This window comes from Streptomyces sp. NRRL WC-3605 (assembly GCF_001509795.1).
GTDB classification, from domain to species: Bacteria; Actinomycetota; Actinomycetes; order Streptomycetales; family Streptomycetaceae; genus Streptomyces; species Streptomyces viridochromogenes.
This window is the reverse complement of record NZ_LLZN01000097.1, coordinates 1-19,105: the sequence shown is the minus strand read 5'-3', so window position 1 is coordinate 19,105 and position 19,105 is coordinate 1. Positions and strand designations below refer to the sequence as shown.

The following is a 19,105-nucleotide window of genomic DNA, read 5'->3' as shown; positions in this document are numbered from 1 at the left end:
GGGCGTGGGAGCGCACCCGGTCGGCCTCGTCCGTGGCGGGGCGGCGGGGGGGGGGGGCGAGGACGGCGTCGATGTCGCTGCCGACGTTGTGCGCGGCGGCCTTGTCGACGGTGGTGACGTACACCCCGCCGGGCCGCAGGACGCGGGCGCACTCGCCGACCAGGGCGCGGACGTCCTCGGGCGTCGCCGCCAGGTGGAGCAGCCACACACTGATGACGGCGTCGAAGCTGCCGTCCCGGAACGGCAGCCTGCGGGCGTCGGCGAGGAGTATCGAGCCGGGGAGCCGGGCCGCGGCCCGCCGGGCCATGGCGAGGGTCAGGTCGACGCCGGTCACCGACAGGCCGTCCGCGGCCGCGAGCCGCCGGGTGACGATGCCGGTGCCGCAGGCCACGTCGAGCAGCCGCCGGGTGCCCTCGGGAAGGAACCCCAGCACCGCCGCGGCCGCCGCCTCGGCCCGGGCCTCACCGCCGCACGAGGCGTCGTAGCGCTCCGCTTCCTTGTCGTAGTCCAGCACGGCCGTCACTGCGCGCCGTGGACGGGGGCCAGGGCCTCGATCCGACGGGCGAGCGCGAAGTCCTTCTCGGTCACGCCGCCGACGGTGTGGGTGTTCACGGTGAGCGACACCGTGTTGTACCCGAGGGTCAGGTCGGAGTGGTGGTCGAGCTCCTCCTGCACCTGGGCGATGTGCACGACCATCGCGGTGGCGGCGAAATGCGAGGCCAGCCGGTAGGACCGGGCGATGCGGTCGCCGTCCCGGGACCAGCCGGGCAGCTCGCCGAGCCGGTCCTCGATCTCCTTCTGCGACAGCGGTTCGACAGCCATGGCCTCGGCTCCTTCCAGCGCACGGGAGGGTTCGTCCTCAGCCTGCCACAGCGCGGGGGCACGGTCCTGGTCACCGGCGGGCCCGCCTCGGCTACGGTCGTCCCCATGACCACCCTCCCGTCCGGCCCGGCCGCCCCCGCCGACCGGGGCGTCGGCCCCCTGCTGCGGGCCTGGCGCGAGCAGCGCCGGGTCAGCCAGCTGGAGTTGGCGCTGCAAGCCGGCTCCTCGGCACGGCACATCAGCTTCGTCGAGACGGGCCGCTCCCGGCCCAGCGAGGAGATGGTGCTGCGGCTCGCCGAGCACCTGGACGTCCCGGTGCGCGAGCGCAACGCGCTGCTGCTGGCCGCCGGCTACGCCCCCCGCTACCCGGAGACCCCGCTGGACGACCCGGCGCTCGACGCGCTGCGCGCCGGGATGGAGCGCCTGATCCAGGGCTACGAGCCCTACCCGGCGCTCGTGGTGGACGCGCTGTACGACGTGCACGCGGCCAACCGGGGGGTGCTGATGCTCCTCGACGGCATCCCCGGGCATCTGCTGGAGCCCCCTCTCAACGCGATGCGGCTGACCCTGCATCCGGAGGGCCTCGCGCCGCGCATCGTCAATCTGCCCGAGTGGCGGGGGCACCTCCTCGCGCAGATGGAGCGGCAGATCGCGCTGCGCCGCTCCGAGCCGCTGCGCCGGCTCTACGAGGAGGTCGCCGCCTATCCGGTGCCCGAGGGGGCGCCGGGGGACGGCGCTCCGGAGGACCCGGTCGCCTACTTCGCGCTGCCGATGCGGATCGAGCACGAGGGCCGCGTGCTGTCGTTCACGTCGTCCATCGCCACCTTCAACACCCCGATGGACGTGACCGTCGCCGAGCTGGCCATCGAGACGCTGCTCCCGGCCGACCCGGCGACGGTCAAGTACCTTCAGTCGCTGTCCTCCTGACGTGCCCTCAGCGCGGCGTACTGCAGCGCGGCGAACCCGGCGACGACGGCCGCCTGGAGCACGGTCCACACGGCGCCCGCGGTGGTCGGCGTCAGCCACAGCGCGAGGGCGACGACGCTGAGCACCGCCCAGGCGAGGTTGGCCTCGACGACGGCCCTGACCCCGAGGGCGGCCGGGCGGGCCCGCACGGCGAGCAGCGCCACCCCGCCCGCGTACACCGTGAGCAGGGCGCCGAGAGCGAGCAGCAGCCCCTGGCCGACGCCGAGGAGACGGCCGAGCGGGCCGGAGGCCACGAGATAGGCGAGCCCGTTGGCCCCGGTCACGACGGCGTCCAGGGCCAGGAAGCGGCGGAGCGCGGTCTGCGGGTGGGAGGTCCGGGCGAGCGCGGTGAGCGAGGTGGCGGACATGACGAGATCACCCTCCGTCGGGTCGAGTGGCACTGCGGGGTCCGGATCCCGGGCCGGAGTGCGCCGGCCCGGAACCCGGTGCCCCTACGGTCCCGCGCGGCGGCCGGCCCGTCGATTACCTGCCGGGTCATGGCGTCCGGTGCGTCCCGGGTCATGGCGTCCGTTGCCTGCCCGGTCATGGTGTCCGGGCGGCCGTACCCCCGCGCCGGGCCGGCTCGTGGCAGACTGCACCCGTTGATTCCGGCGCGTGGGGAGGCGTGGCGTGAGCGAGCGGCGTCCCGCTCCGACCGTGGGCCAGGTGGTGCTCGGCAAACGCCTTCAGGAGCTGCGGGAGACGGCCGGGCTGGGCCGCGACGAGGCCGCGCGGGCCCTGCGGGTGGCGGCGGCGACCGTCCGGCGGATGGAGACGGCCGAGGTCGCGCTGAAGATCCCGTACGTGCAGGTGCTCCTCGAGACGTACGGCGTGCCCGAGGACGAGGCCGCCGCGTTCCTCTCCCTGGCCGAGGAGGCCAACGAGCCCGGCTGGTGGCAGCGGTTCCACGACGTGCTGCCGGACTGGTTCAGCCTGTACGTGAGCCTGGAGGGCGCCGCCCGCATCATCCGCTCCTACGAGCCGCACTTCGTGCCGGGCCTGCTGCAGACCGAGGCGTACGCGCGCGACGTGATGATGAACGGGACGATCGCGCAGAAGGGCCCCGAGGCGATCGAGCGGCACGTGACGCTGCGGATGGAACGGCAGCGGCTGCTGGAGCGCCCCGCCCCGCCCCACCTGTGGGTGATCATGGACGAGACGGTGCTCCAGCGGCCGGTCGGCGACACCTCCGAGGTGATGCGCGACCAGGTCGACAAGCTGCTGGAGTTCGCCGAGCGCGACCGGGTCACGCTGCAGATCGCCGAGTTCGCGGCGGGCCCGCACCCCGGGACGTACGCGCCGTTCTCACTGTTCCGCTTCGCCGAGCCGGAGCTGCCGGACATGGTCACCACCGAGTACCTGTCCGGCGCGCTCTACCTGGACTCGCGGGAAGAGGTCGCCGCGCACCTGGAGGTCCTGGACCACATGTCCACGGTCGCCGTGTCGGCCGAGCGCACCAAGAAGCTCCTGCGGAGGTTCCGCGAGGAGTACTAGGACAGGGGTCGTCTTCCACGTCGTCTTGCACTGCGTCTTCCACGTCGTCTTCCACGTCCGTCGAGCGTCCGAGGAGAGCACCGCATGTCCGCATCCGAGTCCGCGCCCGTCCGCGTCGACACCAGCAGGCCGCATCCGGCCCGCGTCTACGACTGGTGGCTGGGCGGCAAGGACAACTACCCCGTCGACGAGGAACTGGCGCGCCGGATCCTCGCCGTGGACGGCACGGTCGTCCGGGGAGCCCGCGCCAACCGCCGCTTCATGCACCGGGCGGTGCGCACGGTCGCGGAGGCCGGGGTGCGGCAGTTCCTGGACATCGGCACCGGCATACCGACCGAGCCCAACCTGCACCAGGTGGCGCAGGACGTGGCGCCCGAGTCCCGGGTGGTGTACGCGGACAACGACCCGATCGTGCTGCGGCACGCGGAGGCCCTGCTGCACGGCTCGCCGCAGGGCGCCACGGCGTACGTCCACGCGGACGTCCGTGACGTCGACGCCCTGCTGACCCGCGCGGACGAGACCCTGGACCTGACCGCGCCGGTCGCCCTGTCGCTGGTCGCGCTCACCCACTACCTGGACGACGAGCCGGCCGGCGACGACGTGTACGGCCTGCTGGAACGGTACGTCGCCGCGCTCGCCCCCGGCAGCCATCTGATCCTGTCCCAGGTCACCGCCGACCTCAGCCCGAAGGCCGTCGAGCAGGCGGCGGAGAACTTCCGGCGCGGCGGCCAGCCCTTCCACCCGCGCCCCCTCGCCGCGTTCCTCCGCTTCTTCGACGGCCTGGAGCTGCTCGGCCCCGGCGTCATCCCCGTCCACGGCTGGCGTCCCGAGCCGCAGGACGTGGCCGCGCAGGCGGAGGGCATCGTGCCGGTGTACGCGGGGGTCGCCCGCAAGCCCTGACCCGTACGGGCGCCGTGAACGGGTGCGCTCCCCCGCCCCGCCCTAGGTTCGTCACACCAGGGCAAGCAAGGGAGCGCCTGTGACCGACACCGCGATATCGCCCGCGCCGTCCGAGGCGCCGGGCCCGGCGCCGCCGCCGGCCGGCGGGCTCCGGGGCCCGCGTGTGCGCGGTGTGCTCCTGGAGCAGTACCGGGAGGCCCGCCGGCGGCTGCGCGACCCCGTACTGGCCTGGGCCGACGTCCAGGGCGACCCGGAGCGCCGCCGCCGGTACCAGCGGGCGCGCGGCGCGGACGGGCTGGTGCCGGCCGAGTGGGACGAGGCCGTCGAACTGGTCGCGGCGGCATACGTCCACACCCTCGGGGCGTACGGCCCCGACCGGATCGCCGGGCTGTTCCCGGCCGACGCGCCGGGCGCCCGCTTCCACGCGCTGATCGGCGCCCCGGTGCTGGTGTCCGCCACGCCCTCGCGTGGGCACGACTGGGCGGACGCGGCGTATCTGCTGCTGTGGGGCGGTGACCTCCCGGTGACGCGCGCCCCGGACGCGCGGCGGCTGGCGCGGGCCCGCTACCGGGGCCAGAAGGTCGTGGCCGTCGCCCCCGGCGACCCCGCGGGCGGTACCCGGCTCGCCGACGAGGTGCTGCATCCGCACCCCGGCACGGACGGCGCCCTGGCCCTGGCGATGGGCCACGTCGTCCTGAAGGAGTTCTTCACCGACCGGGAGTCGCCGTTCTTCGCGGAGCACGCGCGCCGGTGCACGGATCTGCCGTTCCTGGTCACGCTGGAGGAGCGCGACGACGGGGCGTACACGCCCGGCACCTTCCTGCGCGCGGCCGATCTGGGGCGCCGGGGCGAGGACGCCGCGAGCCGGGCGGTCGTGCTGGACGAGGCCACGGGCCGCGCGGCCGTCCCGGACGGCACTCCCGAACCGGGCTCCATATCACCGGTGTTGAGCCTGTACGGCCGTGAGGTGTCGGCCGGGGGCGAGGTCCTGCTCCCCGACTTCGACGCCGGCGGCCGCGCGGGGGTCGTACGCCGGGGTGTCCCGGTGACACGGCTCGGCGGTGCGACCGGGCCGCTGGTGACGACCGTGTTCGACCTGCTGCTGGCCCGGTACGGGGTGGCCCGCCCCGGACTGCCGGGCCGCTGGCCGGAGTCGTACGCCGACGGGGGCACCCCCGGCACCCCTGCCTGGCAGGAGACGCACACCTCGGTGCCGGCCGCCGCCTGCGTCCGGATCGCGCGGGAGTTCGCGCGCACCGCGGAAAGCTCGCGGGGCCGCTGCGCGATCCTGACGGGCGCCGGAACCCACCGCCTGTTCCACGGGGACACCGTCCATCGCGCGATCCTCGCCCTGCTCACCCTCACCGGCTGCCCGGACGCGTCACCGGGCCCCTCGGACGGGTCCCGGCCGGTGCGCCGGATGGACCCGGCGGCGTACTGGTTCCTGCACACCGGCCGCTGGCGGCACGAGTCCCGCACGGTCGACGTCCTCGCCTCACCGCTCGGCAAGGGGCGGCTCGCGGGCCTGACGGGGGTGGACTGCCTCGCGCTGGCGGCGCGGACGGGCTGGGCACCGGTGTATCCGGCCTTCGACCGCAACCCCCTGGACCTGGGCGGCACCTTCGGCGACGCGGTGGCCCGGGTGGTCGCCGACCTGCGCGCCGGCACCCTGGCCCTCGCCTGCGAGGACCCGGACGCACCGCGGAACTGGCCGCGCGTACTGACGCTGAGCAGCTCCGAGGCACTCGGCCCCGTCGGCGAGGACGGCCTCCGGAGCCTGCTGGGGACCGCCTCCCCCACACGCCCGCCCGAAGGGGCACGCCCCCGTGACGTGACCCGGCGCGAACCCGCACCGGAAGGCAAGCTCGATCTGCTGTTGTCCCTGGACGGCACCGAGACCGCGTCCACCTGCCTGGCGGACGTCGTGCTGCCCGCAGGCTGCGGGCGAACGGACGGGGGCCGCACCGAGTTCGGCACGTTCATGGCGCTGGCCGAGCGGATCGGCGCCCTGGCCGTCGGGCACCTCGGCGCCCGCGAGGACCTGGTCGCGACTCCGCTCCCGCACGGCGCCCCCGGCGCCACCGCACCGCCCGGGACCGTCCTGGACTGGCGGCACGGCGCCTGCACACCGGTGCCGGGGCGGACCATGCCACGGCTGACCGTCGTCGAGCGGGACTACCCGGCGGTCGCCACCGCGTTCGCCGGGCCCACCCCCGACGCCGAGCAGCCCCGTACCGGCCTCCGGCATCTCTTCCTGGACCACGACTGGGCGCACGAACTCGGCGAGTCCCTGCCCGTGTACCGGCCGCCCCTGGACGTGGACGGCGTGCTCGGGGTGGCGCGGCGCGGCCCCGGCGGGCAGCCGGAGGTGACGGTCCGCCGTCTCACCCCGCACGAGCAGTGGTCCGTCCACTCCGCCCACCCGGACGACCTGTTCCTGCCGGCCCTGGCGAGCGGCGGCGGGTACCTGTGGCTGTCCCCGCAGGACGCGGAGGCGATCGGCGCCGCCGACGGAGACCTGGTGGAGGCCGTCGGCCCCGACGGGCTGACCGTGGCACGCGCGTCCGTCTCCTCCCGGATGCCGGCCGGAACCGTGTACACGCGGCGCGCGCCGAGCGCCGGCCTCCCCGGAACGCGGGCCGTCGGGCCCCTCCTCCTCAAGCCGACCCGCCTCATCCCCGGCCACGACGGCCACGACGGCCACGACGGCCTCACGGCCGGTACCGGCGACGAGGTGACCGTGATCCGCCGCCCCGGCCAGGAGGTCGAGTAGCGATGCGCCCCAAGGCCCGGATCGCGACGGTGATCAACCTCGACACCTGTGCCGGCTGCCCCGCGTGTACGGCGGCCCGCCCGCCGGTGGAGGCCGCCCGGCACGGCGGCTGGGAGCTGACCCGGCTCGGCCGACTCCGGCTTCGGAACGGCGGCGGACGGCTGCGCGGGCTGACCGGCGCGTTCCCTCGTCCCGCCGAACTCCCGCCCCGCCGGCGCCACGGCCGGCCGTGGACGTACGGCGGCGACGACCCGGCGGCCAGGGCGCGCCTCGCGTTCGAGCAGGCGTTCCGCGTCTCCCTCCGGCCGTCCTGCGCGGACTGCCTCAACCCGCCCTGCGGGGAGACGTGTTCGCCGGACGCGACCGGGTGCGCGTACGCCTCGGGAACCTGCGTGGGTGGGCTGCCGTACGTCGGGGTGATGCTGTACGACGCCGACAAGGTGCGGGCAGCGGCGTCGGCCGCACGTGAACAGGACCTGTACGCGGCGCAGTTGGGCGTATTCCTCGATCCGGAGGACGCGCGGGTGCGCGTGGCCTGCGAGCGGGCCGGGATCACTGGCGACTGGCTGGAGGCGGCACGCCGCTCCCCCGTACGCGCGTTGATCAGCACGTACCGGGTGGCGCTGCCCCCGCACCCGGAGGACCGGACGCTGCCGATGGTCTGGTACGTCCCGCCGCTGTCGCCCGTCGTGGACGCCCTCGCGGAGGGCGGCGGCGAGGCGCGGAGCTTGTTCGGCGCCGTCGACACGCTGCGCGTCCCGCTGGAGCAGCTGGCGGACGTGTTCACCGCCGGTGACGTCGGCCCCGTCCGGGCAGCGCTGCGGCGGCTCACCGCGATGCGGTCCCACATGCGCGCGGTGGGCCTCGGCAAGGAACCGGACCCGTCGGTGCCGGCCGCCGTGGGCCTGGGCGCCTACGCGCTGGAGGAGCTGTACCGGCTGCTGGCGACCGCACCGCACGACGAACGAACCGTGGTACCCGCGGGGGCGTCGTCCCCCGTCGTGATCCGTACGACCCGCACACCCGAGGCCGAGGAGATCTGATGTCCTCCTACGAGGTGCTGTACCAGGCGGCCGCGCTCTGCCTGACCTACCCGGACGACGACTTCCGGGCACGGCTGCCCCTCCTGCGTGAAGCCGCCCCTCAGCTGCGCGCGTTCACCGACCACGCGGCGGTCACCCCGCCACGGGAACTGGCCGCGCACTACGTCGAGGTGTTCGACCTGGAGCACGGGTACAGCCTCTATCTGACGTGGTGGCGCGAGGGTGACGCCCGGCGGCGCGGCATCTCGCTGGAGCGGCTGAAGGAGCTGTACCACGCGAACGGGCTGGAGTTCACCGGCGAGGAACTGCCGGACTTCCTGCCCGCCGTCCTGGAGTTCTCGTCCCGCACCGGCACCGACGACCTGCTGCGCGAGCACCGGGACTGCCTGGAGCGGCTGCGCGCCCGCCTCACCGAGGCCGGCACGCCGTACGCGACCGTCCTGGACGCGGTCTGCGCCACACTGCCGACCGCGCCCGCGCAGGGCCGGATCTAGGATGCGTCCTTCCCGTCCCGCGCGTCCTTGTCGTCCCGCGTGTCCTTGTCGTCGTCGACGATCTCCGCGTCCACCACGCCGTCGTCCTCCTGCGGCGGGCTCTGGTCCGCGCCGGGGCCCGGGGCGCCGTCGGCTGACGTCTGCGCGGTCTGGGCGTACATCGCCTGGCCCATCTTCTGGCTGACCGTGGCGAGTTTCTCGACGCCGGTGCGCAGGGCGTTCGTCTCGGCGTTCCGCTCCAGCAGCTCCTTGACCTCGGTGATGGCCGGTTCGACCTCCCCGCGGATCTCGGCGGGGATCCGGTCCTCGTTGTCGCGGAGGAACTTCTCGGTCTGGTAGACGAGTTGCTCGGCCTGGTTCCTGGTCTCCGCAGCCTCCCGGCGTTTGCGGTCCTCCTCCGCGTACTGCTCGGCCTCCCGCATCATCCGGTCGATGTCGTCCTTGGGCAGGGCCGAGCCGCCGGTCACCGTCATCTTCTGTTCGCGGCCCGTCGCCAGGTCCTTGGCGGAGACGTGCATGATGCCGTTGGCGTCGATGTCGAAGGCCACCTCGATCTGCGGCACGCCGCGCGGCGCCGGGGGCAGCCCGGTGAGGTCGAAGACGCCGAGCTTCTTGTTGTAGGCGGCGATCTCGCGTTCGCCCTGGTAGACCTGGATGCCGACGGACGGCTGGTTGTCGGCGGCGGTGGTGAAGATCTCCGAACGCCGCGTCGGGATCGTCGTGTTGCGTTCGATGAGCTTCGTCATGATGCCGCCCTTGGTCTCGATGCCCAGGGACAGCGGGGTGACGTCGAGCAGCAGGACGTCCTTGACGTCGCCGCGGATGACGCCGGCCTGGAGGGCCGCGCCGACGGCGACGACCTCGTCCGGGTTGACACCCTTGTGCGGGTCCTTGCCGGTGAGTTCCCTGACCAGGTCGGTGACGGCCGGCATCCGGGTGGAGCCGCCGACGAGGATGACGTGGTCGACGGCGGACAGCTTGATGCCGGCGTCCTTGACCGCCTGGTGGAAGGGGGTCTTGCAACGGTCGAGGAGGTCCGCGGTGAGTTCCTGGAACTGGGCGCGGGTCAGCTTCTCGTCGAGGTGCAGGGGGCCTTCGGCGGACGCGGTGACGTACGGCAGGTTGATCGTCGTCTCGGTGGAGCTGGACAGTTCGATCTTGGCCTTCTCGGCTCCCTCGCGCAGCCGCTGCACGGCCATCTTGTCGCCGCCGAGGTCGATGCCGTTCTCGCCCTTGAACTTCTTCACCAGGTACTCGACGATCCGCTGGTCCCAGTCGTCGCCGCCGAGGTGGGTGTCGCCGTTGGTGGCCTTGACCTCGATGACGCCGTCGCCGATCTCCAGCAGGGAGACGTCGAAGGTGCCGCCGCCGAGGTCGAAGACCAGGACGGTCTGCTCCTCCCCCCGGTCGAGGCCGTAGGCGAGGGCGGCGGCCGTGGGCTCGTTGATGATCCTCAGGACGTTCAGGCCGGCGATCTCCCCGGCCTCCTTGGTGGCCTGCCGCTGGGAGTCGTCGAAGTAGGCGGGCACGGTGATCACCGCGTCGGTGACGTCCTCGCCGAGGTAGGACTCGGCGTCCCGCTTCAGTTTCTGCAGGACGCGGGCGGACAGCTCCTGCGCCCGGTACCGGGTGCCGTCGACGTCGCCCTTCTCGGGGAAGCGCCAGGCGGTGTCGCCCATGTGCCGCTTCACGGAGCGGGCGGTGCGGTCGACGTTGGTCACCGCCTGCCGTTTGGCCACCTCGCCGACGAGCACGTCGCCGTTCTTGGCGAAGGCCACGACCGAGGGCGTCGTGCGGGCCCCCTCGGCGTTGGCGACGACCGTGGGTTCGCCGCCCTCCAGGACGGCGACCACCGAGTTCGTGGTCCCGAGATCGATCCCGACCGCGCGTGCCATCGCTGTCCCCTTCCGCCCGGGAGCCCCTGAACTCCAGCACAAGACGCGAGCGGGTCCTTGTCAATGGGACGAGGACCCGGACGGAAGGGCGCCGCACAGCACTGAGCGGGCGCTCAGCGCGGCGTCAGGCGAGCTTCGCGGACAGCGTGATCGTCGTGCCGGTCAGGGCCTGGCTCACCGGGCAGTTGGCCTTGGCGTCCTCGGCGGCGGCGACGAAGGCGTCGTTGTCCATGCCCGGCACGGTGCCCTCGACGGTGAGGTGGATGCCGGTGATGCCCTCACCCGGCTGGAAGCTGACGTCCGCCGAGGTGACGAGCTTGGTGGGCGGGGTGCCCGCACCGTTCAGGGCGTGCGAGAGGGCCATGGAGAAGCAGCTGGAGTGAGCGGCGGCGATCAGCTCCTCCGGGCTGGTCTTGCCGTTCGCGTCCTGCGAGCGGGAGGCCCACGTGACCGGCTGCGCCGCGATGGCACCGGAGGAGTCGAAGTTGACGACACCGCTGCCCTCGGTCAGGTTGCCTTCCCAGACGGTGTGTGCGGAGCGCGTGGTAGCCACGGTTCTTCCTTTCGCGTGTGGGCCCGTTCTCGCAGGGCCCGTGCCCCCCATCCGATCACACTCCGGCTCAACTCACCCGGAAGACCGGCCCACGTGGGGTGAACGGCAGCCGCCGCCCCGGCGGGATCAGGTAGGCGTGCTCGCGCCGCACCCGCAGCACGTCGCAGTCGGCGTCGGTGATGACGAGCACGGGGGCGCCGGGCGGGAAGTCGTCGGCGCGCTCCAGGAGGTCGACGCCGGGCTGCAGGACCGTGCCGCCCCGGCCGCGCACCCGGACCCGTCCCGCGATGTCGGTCACCGCCAGGTAGCCGGCGTCGTACGGACCGGCGTCGCAGAAGACGACCCGTGCCGCGGGGACGTCCCGCGCCTCGGCGTACGAGGCGATCGCGCCCAGCGCCTTGCCGAGCAGTCCGGCGCTCATCGAACCGGAGGTGTCCAGGACGACGCCGAACGTGCAGCGGGCGACCTCCTGGGGCGGGAACCAGCGCCCGGCGCGCGGGATGTCCGGCGTGGACGCCTGCCGGCGGGCGGGGCGGGCGTAGCTGCGCAGCGGCTCCGGGCGGGGCACGAACTCGTCGAACCAGCGGGCGAGCCGGGCGTCCCAGGGCAGCGGCGGGTGGCTGAGGGCGCGGATCTCCTGGACCAGGTCGCCGGGCAGGAAGCCGCGCTCCTGGCGCTGGTGCAGGTCGAGGCCCTGGGCGAGGCCCCGGCGGTAGAACTCGTCGAGGTCGCAGTACGCGCCGGGCGGGCCGAGCGGCGCGCCGAGCACATCGCCGGCGCCCTTGCCGCGCAGGGTGGCGAGCCGGCGCATCCGGCGCAGGTCGCCGGCGATCCGGTCGTACACCTCCTCGGCGGACAGGCCCCTGAACCGGGCGTCGTACAGCAGCCCTTCGGGCATCTGCCCGACCTGCATGTCGCGCAGCCAGCCGTTGACGACGTAGTCGCAGGCGACGTTGAACAGGTACGGGTCGCGGGGGCCGCAGCGCTCGCCGTGGCGCAGGGCGGCGTGCAGCATCTCGTGGGCGAGGATGAACCGCCACTCCTCGTCCTCGAAGGTCCGCAGCGGGTTGAGGTAGATCTCGCCGGCCTCGGCGTTGACGGCGGCGACGGAGATGCCGTGCGCGCGGGCGAGTTCGGCGTCGGCGACCAGCTTGATGCCGGCCGCGAGGCCGCCGAGCAGCGGGTAGGAGCTGATGAACCACTCCAGGGCCCACTGCCAGGGCCGCTTCTTCAGGGGCTCGCCGTCCATGGAGTCGCGGCGGCCGCCCGCCAGGTCCATCGCCGTGGACACGGTCCGGGTCAGGGCGGTGGCGAAGGCGAGCTGGTGGTCGGGGGGCGAGCCGAACCAGCCCGTCCACTCCAGGAGGAGCTGATCGGGTTCGGCGCCGGCCGTGCCGCAGCGTTCGTAGGCGGGCGGGACGCCGTCGCGGCGCCAGCGGGCGGCCAGCTGCTCCTCGTCGCCGTCGGGGTAGGCCGCCGGGACGTGCTCGGGCGCGGTGCCGACGGGGAAGGTCAGCAGGAACCGGTTGACGACGACGCAGCGGGCGGCGAGGTCGGCGCGGTCGGGCTGCGCCGGTGGGCCCTTCCTCGACGGGACGTGCCCGAAGCCGAGGTGCAGGACGGCGTGCGCGATCGCCCAGGCCCACGCGGCGGGTTCGGCGAGCCGGTGCGGGTGGGCGTGCAGCTCGCCGTCGGAGTCGACGCGGACGAGCCCGTCCCGGGGTGCCAGGTCGCACTTCTCCTGGCGGCACACGGTGAACTCGACGGCGGCGAGCGCCGGGTTGGCCCGCACCAGGCGCAGGCCCTCGGTGAAGGCCTCGGCGGCGAGGTCCCGCTTCTTCTTCCCCTGCTGCTTGTCCTTCGGGCGGCTCATCGCCGGGCCTCGACCAGCCGGGGCATGTCCCGGGCGGCCTCCACGAGGAACCAGGACGGCAGGACGGGGTTGCCGTCGGCGTCGGAGGCGATGACGCTCTGGGCGACCTCGACGGAGATCTCCGCGAGCTGCACCAGCAGCGCCTTGGCGCGGTAGGCGGTCTGGCGGCCGGCGGCCGGCATGTGGTCCTTGCCGGCGGGCAGTTCCTTGATCAGCCGGCCGCGGAACGACTCGGCGAGGTAGTAGAGCAGGTCGCGGTCCTGCATCCGGTGCGGCCAGCGTGCGTCGCCCTTGATGATGGCCTCGATGCCGTACTGGCTGCGGACGATCTTGACGTAGCCGCAGAACGCGGTGGCGTGCGCGGGGGTCAGGGTGCCGTGGGCCAGGACCTTCAGGGTCTCCTCGTCGAGGTCCTGGCCGAAGGAGTGCAGGGCGTCGGAGAGCATGTGCCAGGAGCGGGGCGTGGAGAACGGCTCCTCGGTCTTCGGCGGCTTCGACCACAGGTGGTCGGGGCGGTCGGTGAGGTGTTCGAGGATCCACGGGTGGATGCCGTGGCCCGCGGCCCAGGCCAGCCAGTCCTTCGCGGACGCCTCCAGGTGCACATGGGTGAGGCGGTTGACCAGGGCGGACGCGATGGGCCGGGCGAGCGCGTTGTCGGTGGACCGGTTGCCGGCGCCGATGACGATGGACCCGGCGGGCAGCTCGTAGTCGCCGATACGGCGGTCCAGGATCAGCGAGTAGAACGCCTTCTGCACATCCGGGGTGGCGGCGTTCAGCTCGTCCAGGAACAGGCAGTACGGCTCGTCGCGGGCGATCGCCTCGGGCGGGCAGAACACCGAGCGCCCGTCACGGATCTGCGGTACGCCGATGAGGTCCTCCGGCGCGAGCTGGGTGCCCAGCAGGCTCACGCACTCCAGGCCGAGGGATTCGGCGAACTCCCTGACCAGGGAGGACTTTCCGATGCCGGGGGCGCCCCAGAGGAAGACGGGCCGCACGGTGGCGAGGCCGAGGAGGAGGTCCGGGATACGGGAGGGCGTGACGGTGACGGCTGCCTGCAAGGCAGGAACTCCTGGGGGTGTTCGAGGGATGCGACTCGAACAGTGTGTGGCCGGGCGCCGCCGTACGCAGCCGGTTTTTCAGGCGGCCCGCTCCTGCGGCCGGGTCGCCACCGGCACCTGCGGCCCGTCCGCCTCGCGCAGCCAGCGGCGCAGCACGCGGTGCACGGACTCGGCGCCGACCAGGTCGGTGCCGTCCTCGACGGGCGCGGAGAAGGCGAGCGGCGACAGCAGGAAGGGCTCGCCCTGGGCGCCGCCGAGACCGCCGTGCGAGCCGATCTGCTCCTCGAAGGCGAGGACCTCGCCGTCGGCGGGGTCGTAGGCGGAGTTGACCATGATGTCGGGGGTGTTCGGGAAGGAGTGCGTGCGGCGGACGGCGTCGGCGGCGTGCGGTCCGAAGACCTCCAGCGGGCCGGGGTCCTCGTCCAGCCGGTCCAGCGGGATCTCGGCTCCGTACGCGCCGAGCACGACCCCGCCGTGCCGCTCGCTGCGCACGAGCAGGAAGCCGACGCCCGGGTGGTTGGCGAGCGTGGTCAGCAGCGCCGGGTGGCGGGCGTCGATCTCCTCCTTGGTCATGCGGTGCGGCACGTCCGGGAAGGAGACCAGGCCGAGGTTGCCGGAGGCCAGCACGATCGGTTCGGAGCGGCGCGGCGGGCGGTGCTGCTCGGCGCCCTCCTCGACGGGGCGGCGGAGCGCGGCACGCACGGCGGCGCGGGCCTCGGCGCCGCTGTGGGTGCGCCGGGCCCGGCGCGGCACGGGCAGCCCGCAGCCGGCCCGCACCAGGTCGCCGAGGCCCAGCCCGTAGCGGGAACGGAAGGTCTCGCCGGGGCTCTGCCCGTGGTCGGACAGGACGACGATCCGGTACGGGCGGGGGGCGTGCTCGGCGACGTTCTCGATGAGGGCGAGGGAGCGGTCGAGGCGGGCGAGGACCTTCTCGGCGTCGCCGCTGTGCGGTCCGGAGTGGTGGGCGACCTCGTCGTAGGCCACGAGGTCGGCGTAGACGGCGGTGCGGCCGGCGAGCATGTCGCCCATCACGGCCGCGACGACGACGTCCCGTTCGACGACGGTCGCGAAGGCGCGGATGAGCGGGTAGAGGCCGCCGCGGCCGACGCGCGGGCGGACCTTGCGGATGCGGGACCGGGTGGACTGCCCGATCTCGCGGCCGGCCTCGGCGACGAACGACAGGGCGGTGCGCACGGCGTTGGCCGGGTCGGAGAAGTAGGCGAAGTAGCCGGAGCGGGAGCGGGTCTCGCGGCTGCGGCGCCGGGTGGCGATGGACAGCACGAGGGCCTGTTCGCCGGCGCCGCCGCTGAACAGGTTGCCGCGGCTCGCGCCGTCGGCGGCGAGCAGGCCGGGGTCGCCGGTGCGGTCGGCGGCGCGGCGCTGCAGTTCGGCGGCGCTGGTGGGTCGGTTGCAGACCATGACCTCGCGGCCGGCCTTCTCGTACCAGCGGAAGGCGGGGATGTCGTAGGTGCTGCCGTGCAGGATGCCGAGCTGGCTGGCGCCGGTCTGGCTGGACCAGTCGGTGTGCCAGCGGGTGAGCCGGTGGGAGGTGTGCGCGCCGCCCAGCCAGCGGGTGACGGTGGGCATCAGGCCCTTGTCGACGGCGGTGCGCAGCACGTCGTGGCCGACGCCGTCGAGCTGCACGAAGACGGTGCCGGGGCTGGACGGGCCGGGCGGCAGGGTGCGTCTGCGGCGGTCGGCCAGCCGGTACAGGCGCCGCCGGTAGGCGTCGTCGTCCCGGACGGCCAGGGCCGCGCCGGTCGCGGAGGCCACCGCGGACATCACGGCGGCGACGATGACGGCGGTCTCGGGGGCGGCCTCGCTGTCGCCGGAGGGCACCAGGCGCAGGGCGACGCTCAGCAGGACCCCGTTGAGGACGAAGACCAGCAGGCCGAGCACGAGGGCGGGCACGAGCAGCAGGAGGCGGACGAGGAGGGGCCAGAACACGGCCGAGAGGACACCGAAGGCGCCGGCGCCGAGAGCCGCGGTGACCGCGATGTCGGTGGCGCTGTCACCGTCGGGCGACTGGAGCTGGAAGTCGGGCAGGATGCCGGCGAGCACGAGCATGGTGACGGTGGAGACCGCCCACACGGCGACGCTCCGCCCGATCTGACTGGCGATCCGCCGCCAGCGCCCACCACGCACGTCCAGTCCACCTCACGTCCGGTCCCACCCTGGGCCCCAGCCTGACACAACGGCCGTACGGCCCCTGGAGTTCCCTGGTCAGCGCCGGTCCGCGGGCTCAGCGCCCGTCGTAGCCGGCCGTCGGCATGGACAGTCTGCGGTGCACGCGGGCCTTCATCTGGGCGTCGTACGACGGCTCCGCGCCGCCGACCGTCTCCACCCGGACCCCGCGCCGGGCGCACTCGGCGGTGAACTCCTCGACGGAGGACAGGGCGCTCTCCAGGACGCGGCGGCTGGGCGCCACGAACAGGTCGAGGCCGGGGCGCACGCCCTCCCACAGCACGCTGTGGTCGGTGCGCAGCCGGCGGACCAGGAGCTCGCGCGCGACGACGTAGCCGTGCCGGGCGGCCCAGTGGGCGCACATGGCGTGCTGGCTGCGGGAGTCCACCAGGAACGGGTCGGCGTCCAGTTCCTCGAGCGGCGTCAGACTGGCGATCGCCGTGACCCGCACCGCGGTCGACCCCATGGGCGTCCCCCCTCACCTCCGGATTTCGCCGCCGACCCTACTCCAGCCCGTACGCTTCGGGGAGGCGCACGAAGGAGGCAAAGAGGTGCCGGTGGAGATCACGTGGTGGGGGCACGCCACCTGCACGGTCGAGGATGCGAACATACGCGTGCTGACCGACCCTCTGTTCGCACGCCGGCTCGCGCATCTGCGTAGGCGCCGGGGCGCGCTGCCGCCGCCGGGCGCCTGGCGCGCGGACGTCGCCCTGGTCTCCCATCTGCACGCCGACCACCTCCATCTGCCGTCGCTGGCCCGGCTGGCGCCCGGCACCCGGCTGCTCGTGCCCCGGGGCGCGCCCCGCGCGGTGCCCGGCCTGCGCCGGCTGCGGCATCTGCGGCTCACCGAGATGGCGCCCGGGGACGTGACAGGCGTCGGTGACCTGGCCGTACGGGCGGTGTCCGCGCGGCACGACGGGCGGCGGCTGCCGGTCGGCCCGCACCGCTCGCCCGCCCTCGGCTATGTCGTCGAGGGCGAGGCGCGGACCTACTTCGCCGGGGACACCGGGCTGTTCGAGACGATGGCGAAGGAGGTCGGCCCGGTCGACGTGGCCCTGCTGCCGGTCGGCGGCTGGGGGCCGTTCCTGGGGGAAGGGCATCTGGACGCCGGGCGCGCGGCCGAGGCGCTCGCCCTGCTCGGGCCGCGCAGCGCGGTCCCGGTGCACTACGGCACGTACTGGCCGATCGGCATGGACGCCGTGCGCCCCCATGAGTTCCACACGCCCGGTGAGGAGTTCGCGCGGCTCGCGGCGGAGCGCGCGCCCGGCGTACGGGTGCACCGGCTGGCGCACGGCGAGAGCGTGCGCCCGGGGGTGTCCCGGTGACGTTCCTGGGCGCTGTCACGACGACCGTGACTCCGGGCTCGACGCAGCAGGCGCTGGGCTATCCCTCGCTGTTCCTGCTCGTGCTGGTCGGGGCGCTGGTGCCGGTCGTACCGACGGGTGCGCTGGTGAGTTCGGCGGCGGTGGTGGCGTTCCACCAGACGTCACCGGTGTCGCTGGCCCTGATCTTCGTGACGGCCTCGACGGCGGCGTTCCTCGGGGACGCGACGCTGTACTGGCTGGGGCGGCGCGGCATGGGCTCGAAGAACGGCTCGCGCTGGCTGGAGGCGATCCGCTCGCGGGCTCCGGAGGACCGGCTGGAGCAGTCCCAGCGCAAGCTCGCCGAGCACGACGTGGCGGTGCTGGTGCTGTCCCGGCTGGTGCCGGCGGGCCGGCTGCCGGTGATGCTGGCGTGCCTGCTCGCCGAGTGGCCGATCCGGCGGTTCGCGCGGGGCAACCTCCCGGCGTGCGTGGCCTGGGCGGTGACGTACCAGCTCATCGGGATCCTCGGCGGTTCACTGTTCCCCGAGCCGTGGGAGGGCGTGGTCGCGGCGGTCGCGCTGACCGTGCTGATCAGCGCGGCGCCCAGCGTCTGGAAGCGGTTCCGGTCGGCCGGCTGAGGCTTCGCAGGCGGACCACGGCTGACACCTCACCCGTGGGACTCGCCGCGCGCCTCGGCCGTACGACGTCCGGCGGGCTGCCGCTGAAGTACGCGTGAGCCGCCGACCGGCAGGTCCCACAGGTCCGCCCGGTCCCGGCCGGACCGCTCCCACGCGGTACGCACGCGCGTGAGCGGCTCCAGGACGGGCTCCGCCGACAGCACGAACGTGCCCCAGTGCATCGGCGCCATCCTGCGGGCGCCCAGGTCCTCGGCGGCGCGGACCGCCTCCTCGGGGTCGCAGTGCACGTCGCTGAGCCACCAGCGCGGCTCGTACGCGCCGATCGGGAGCAGGGCGAGGTCGATGCCGGGGTAGCGCTCGCCGATACGGGAGAACCAGTGGCCGTAGCCGGTGTCGCCCGCGAAGTACAGGCGCTGTCCGTCGGGCGCGGTGAGCACCCAGCCGCCCCACAGGCTGCGGCAGGTGTCGAGCAGGGTCCGCTTGGACCAGTGGTGGGCGGGCACGAAGTCGATCCGGACGCCGGACAGTTCCGCCGCCTCCCACCAGTCCAGCTCGGTGACCCGGGTGAACCGGCGGCGCCGGAACCAGGGGCCGAGGCCGGCCGGGACGAACACGGGGGTGTCGCGCGGGAGGCGGCGCAGGGTGGGGGCGTCCAGGTGGTCGTAGTGGTTGTGGCTGATGACGACCGCGTCCACGCGCGGCAGCGCGTCCCAGGGGATGCCGACGGGGGTGACACGGGCCGGGGTGCCGAGGATGCGGCGTGACCAGACCGGGTCGGTCAGGACGGTCAGGCCGCCGATCCGCACGACCCAACTGGCGTGCCCCGCCCAGGAGACGGCGACCGTACGGGCGTCGACGCGGGGCAGCGGGGCCGGGGCGAAGGGGAGTCGCGGGACGTCTGCCAGGCCGTCGCGTCCCGGCCGGACCGCGCCCTCGCGGGCGAACCGGGCGAAGGCGCGCAGGCCGGGCAGGGGGGCGGTGAGCCGGTCGTGGAAGGTGCGGGGCCACACCCGGCGCTCGGCGAGCGGGCGGGGCGCGGCCAGCCGCGGAAAAGGGGATGCGGGCAGGGGAGCCGGGGCGGCGGAGGGCGCCGGGGAGGCGGGGAGGG

General features: G+C 74.2%; 18 protein-coding genes. 8 read left to right on the top strand and 10 right to left on the bottom strand.

Annotated features, from left to right (window positions below; all coding sequences use genetic code 11):
* Positions 1–514 (bottom strand): class I SAM-dependent methyltransferase (locus ADL34_RS30975; RefSeq protein WP_062739839.1); only part of this gene is annotated, 514 nt, incomplete at its 3' end.
* 5 nt (positions 515–519) lie between these two features.
* Positions 520–822, bottom strand: a complete 303-nt coding sequence (locus tag ADL34_RS30970; protein WP_062666415.1) for a 4a-hydroxytetrahydrobiopterin dehydratase — start codon at positions 820–822, stop codon at positions 520–522.
* 105 nt (positions 823–927) lie between these two features.
* Between ADL34_RS30970 and ADL34_RS30965 the strand changes: the two genes are divergently transcribed.
* The gene (locus ADL34_RS30965; RefSeq protein WP_062666416.1) at positions 928–1,749 is read left to right on the top strand and encodes a helix-turn-helix domain-containing protein; all 822 of its coding nucleotides are present in this window, start codon (positions 928–930) and stop codon (positions 1,747–1,749) included.
* On the opposite strand, the gene ADL34_RS30960 is transcribed toward ADL34_RS30965, so the two are convergent.
* A complete protein-coding gene (locus ADL34_RS30960; protein ID WP_062666453.1) occupies positions 1,731–2,156 on the bottom strand; it encodes a hypothetical protein in 426 nt (141 codons plus the stop codon). The two genes, ADL34_RS30965 and ADL34_RS30960, sit on opposite strands and share 19 nt — an antisense overlap.
* A gap of 262 nt (positions 2,157–2,418) precedes the next feature.
* On the opposite strand from ADL34_RS30960, the gene ADL34_RS30955 reads away from it, so the two are divergent.
* The 5 genes from ADL34_RS30955 (at position 2,419) to narJ (ending at position 8,492) form a co-directional block, all read left to right on the top strand.
* Positions 2,419–3,282, top strand: coding sequence for a helix-turn-helix domain-containing protein (locus ADL34_RS30955; RefSeq protein WP_062666418.1), 864 nt, complete (start codon positions 2,419–2,421; stop codon positions 3,280–3,282).
* An 84-nt stretch (positions 3,283–3,366) separates the two neighbouring features.
* Positions 3,367–4,182 carry an SAM-dependent methyltransferase gene (locus tag ADL34_RS30950; protein WP_062666420.1) on the top strand — a complete coding sequence of 272 codons (816 nt, stop codon included), beginning with the start codon at positions 3,367–3,369 and terminating at the stop codon, positions 4,180–4,182.
* A 94-nt stretch (positions 4,183–4,276) separates the two neighbouring features.
* Positions 4,277–6,955 carry a molybdopterin-dependent oxidoreductase gene (locus ADL34_RS30945; RefSeq protein ID WP_420714244.1) on the top strand — a complete coding sequence of 893 codons (2,679 nt, stop codon included), beginning with the start codon at positions 4,277–4,279 and terminating at the stop codon, positions 6,953–6,955.
* A gap of 2 nt (positions 6,956–6,957) precedes the next feature.
* Positions 6,958–7,998, top strand: a complete 1,041-nt coding sequence (locus tag ADL34_RS37305; RefSeq protein ID WP_062666423.1) for a hypothetical protein — start codon at positions 6,958–6,960, stop codon at positions 7,996–7,998.
* Positions 7,998–8,492 carry a nitrate reductase molybdenum cofactor assembly chaperone gene (narJ, locus tag ADL34_RS30935; RefSeq protein WP_062666425.1) on the top strand — a complete coding sequence of 165 codons (495 nt, stop codon included), beginning with the start codon at positions 7,998–8,000 and terminating at the stop codon, positions 8,490–8,492. Before ADL34_RS37305 ends, narJ begins: the two co-directional genes overlap by 1 nt.
* On the opposite strand, the gene dnaK is transcribed toward narJ, so the two are convergent.
* From dnaK to ADL34_RS30905, 6 genes are all read right to left on the bottom strand, one after another.
* Positions 8,489–10,387: a molecular chaperone DnaK gene (gene dnaK / locus ADL34_RS30930; protein ID WP_062666427.1), complete on the bottom strand. Its 1,899-nt coding sequence runs from the start codon at positions 10,385–10,387 to the stop codon at positions 8,489–8,491. The genes narJ and dnaK overlap by 4 nt on opposite strands.
* 124 nt (positions 10,388–10,511) lie before the next feature.
* Entirely contained in the window at positions 10,512–10,940 is a 429-nt protein-coding gene (locus ADL34_RS30925; RefSeq protein WP_062666429.1) for an OsmC family protein, read from the bottom strand.
* 67 nt (positions 10,941–11,007) lie between these two features.
* Positions 11,008–12,813, bottom strand: coding sequence for a DUF2201 family putative metallopeptidase (locus tag ADL34_RS30920; protein WP_062666431.1), 1,806 nt, complete (start codon positions 12,811–12,813; stop codon positions 11,008–11,010).
* Entirely contained in the window at positions 12,810–13,871 is a 1,062-nt protein-coding gene (locus ADL34_RS30915; RefSeq protein WP_062666433.1) for an ATP-binding protein, read from the bottom strand. The genes ADL34_RS30920 and ADL34_RS30915 overlap by 4 nt, the downstream gene beginning before the upstream one ends.
* Positions 13,872–13,949: 78 nt before the next feature.
* Complete coding sequence (locus tag ADL34_RS30910) at positions 13,950–15,962, bottom strand: phage holin family protein (RefSeq protein ID WP_062666435.1); 2,013 nt, start codon at positions 15,960–15,962, stop codon at positions 13,950–13,952.
* Positions 15,963–16,113: 151 nt separating this feature from the next.
* A complete protein-coding gene (locus ADL34_RS30905) occupies positions 16,114–16,521 on the bottom strand; it encodes a hypothetical protein (protein WP_062666436.1) in 408 nt (135 codons plus the stop codon).
* 85 nt (positions 16,522–16,606) lie between these two features.
* Here ADL34_RS30905 and ADL34_RS30900 point away from each other — a divergent pair, with 85 nt between their 5' ends.
* Both ADL34_RS30900 and ADL34_RS30895 read left to right on the top strand, forming a co-directional pair.
* Positions 16,607–17,380, top strand: coding sequence for an MBL fold metallo-hydrolase (locus ADL34_RS30900; protein ID WP_062666437.1), 774 nt, complete (start codon positions 16,607–16,609; stop codon positions 17,378–17,380).
* Positions 17,377–17,997 (top strand): DedA family protein, encoded by a 621-nt coding sequence (locus ADL34_RS30895; protein ID WP_062666440.1) that lies wholly within the window; start codon positions 17,377–17,379, stop codon positions 17,995–17,997. The genes ADL34_RS30900 and ADL34_RS30895 overlap by 4 nt, the downstream gene beginning before the upstream one ends.
* Positions 17,998–18,026: 29 nt before the next feature.
* On the opposite strand, the gene ADL34_RS30890 is transcribed toward ADL34_RS30895, so the two are convergent.
* A partial coding sequence (locus tag ADL34_RS30890; RefSeq protein WP_062739838.1) for an MBL fold metallo-hydrolase occupies positions 18,027–19,105 on the bottom strand: 1,079 nt, incomplete at its 5' end.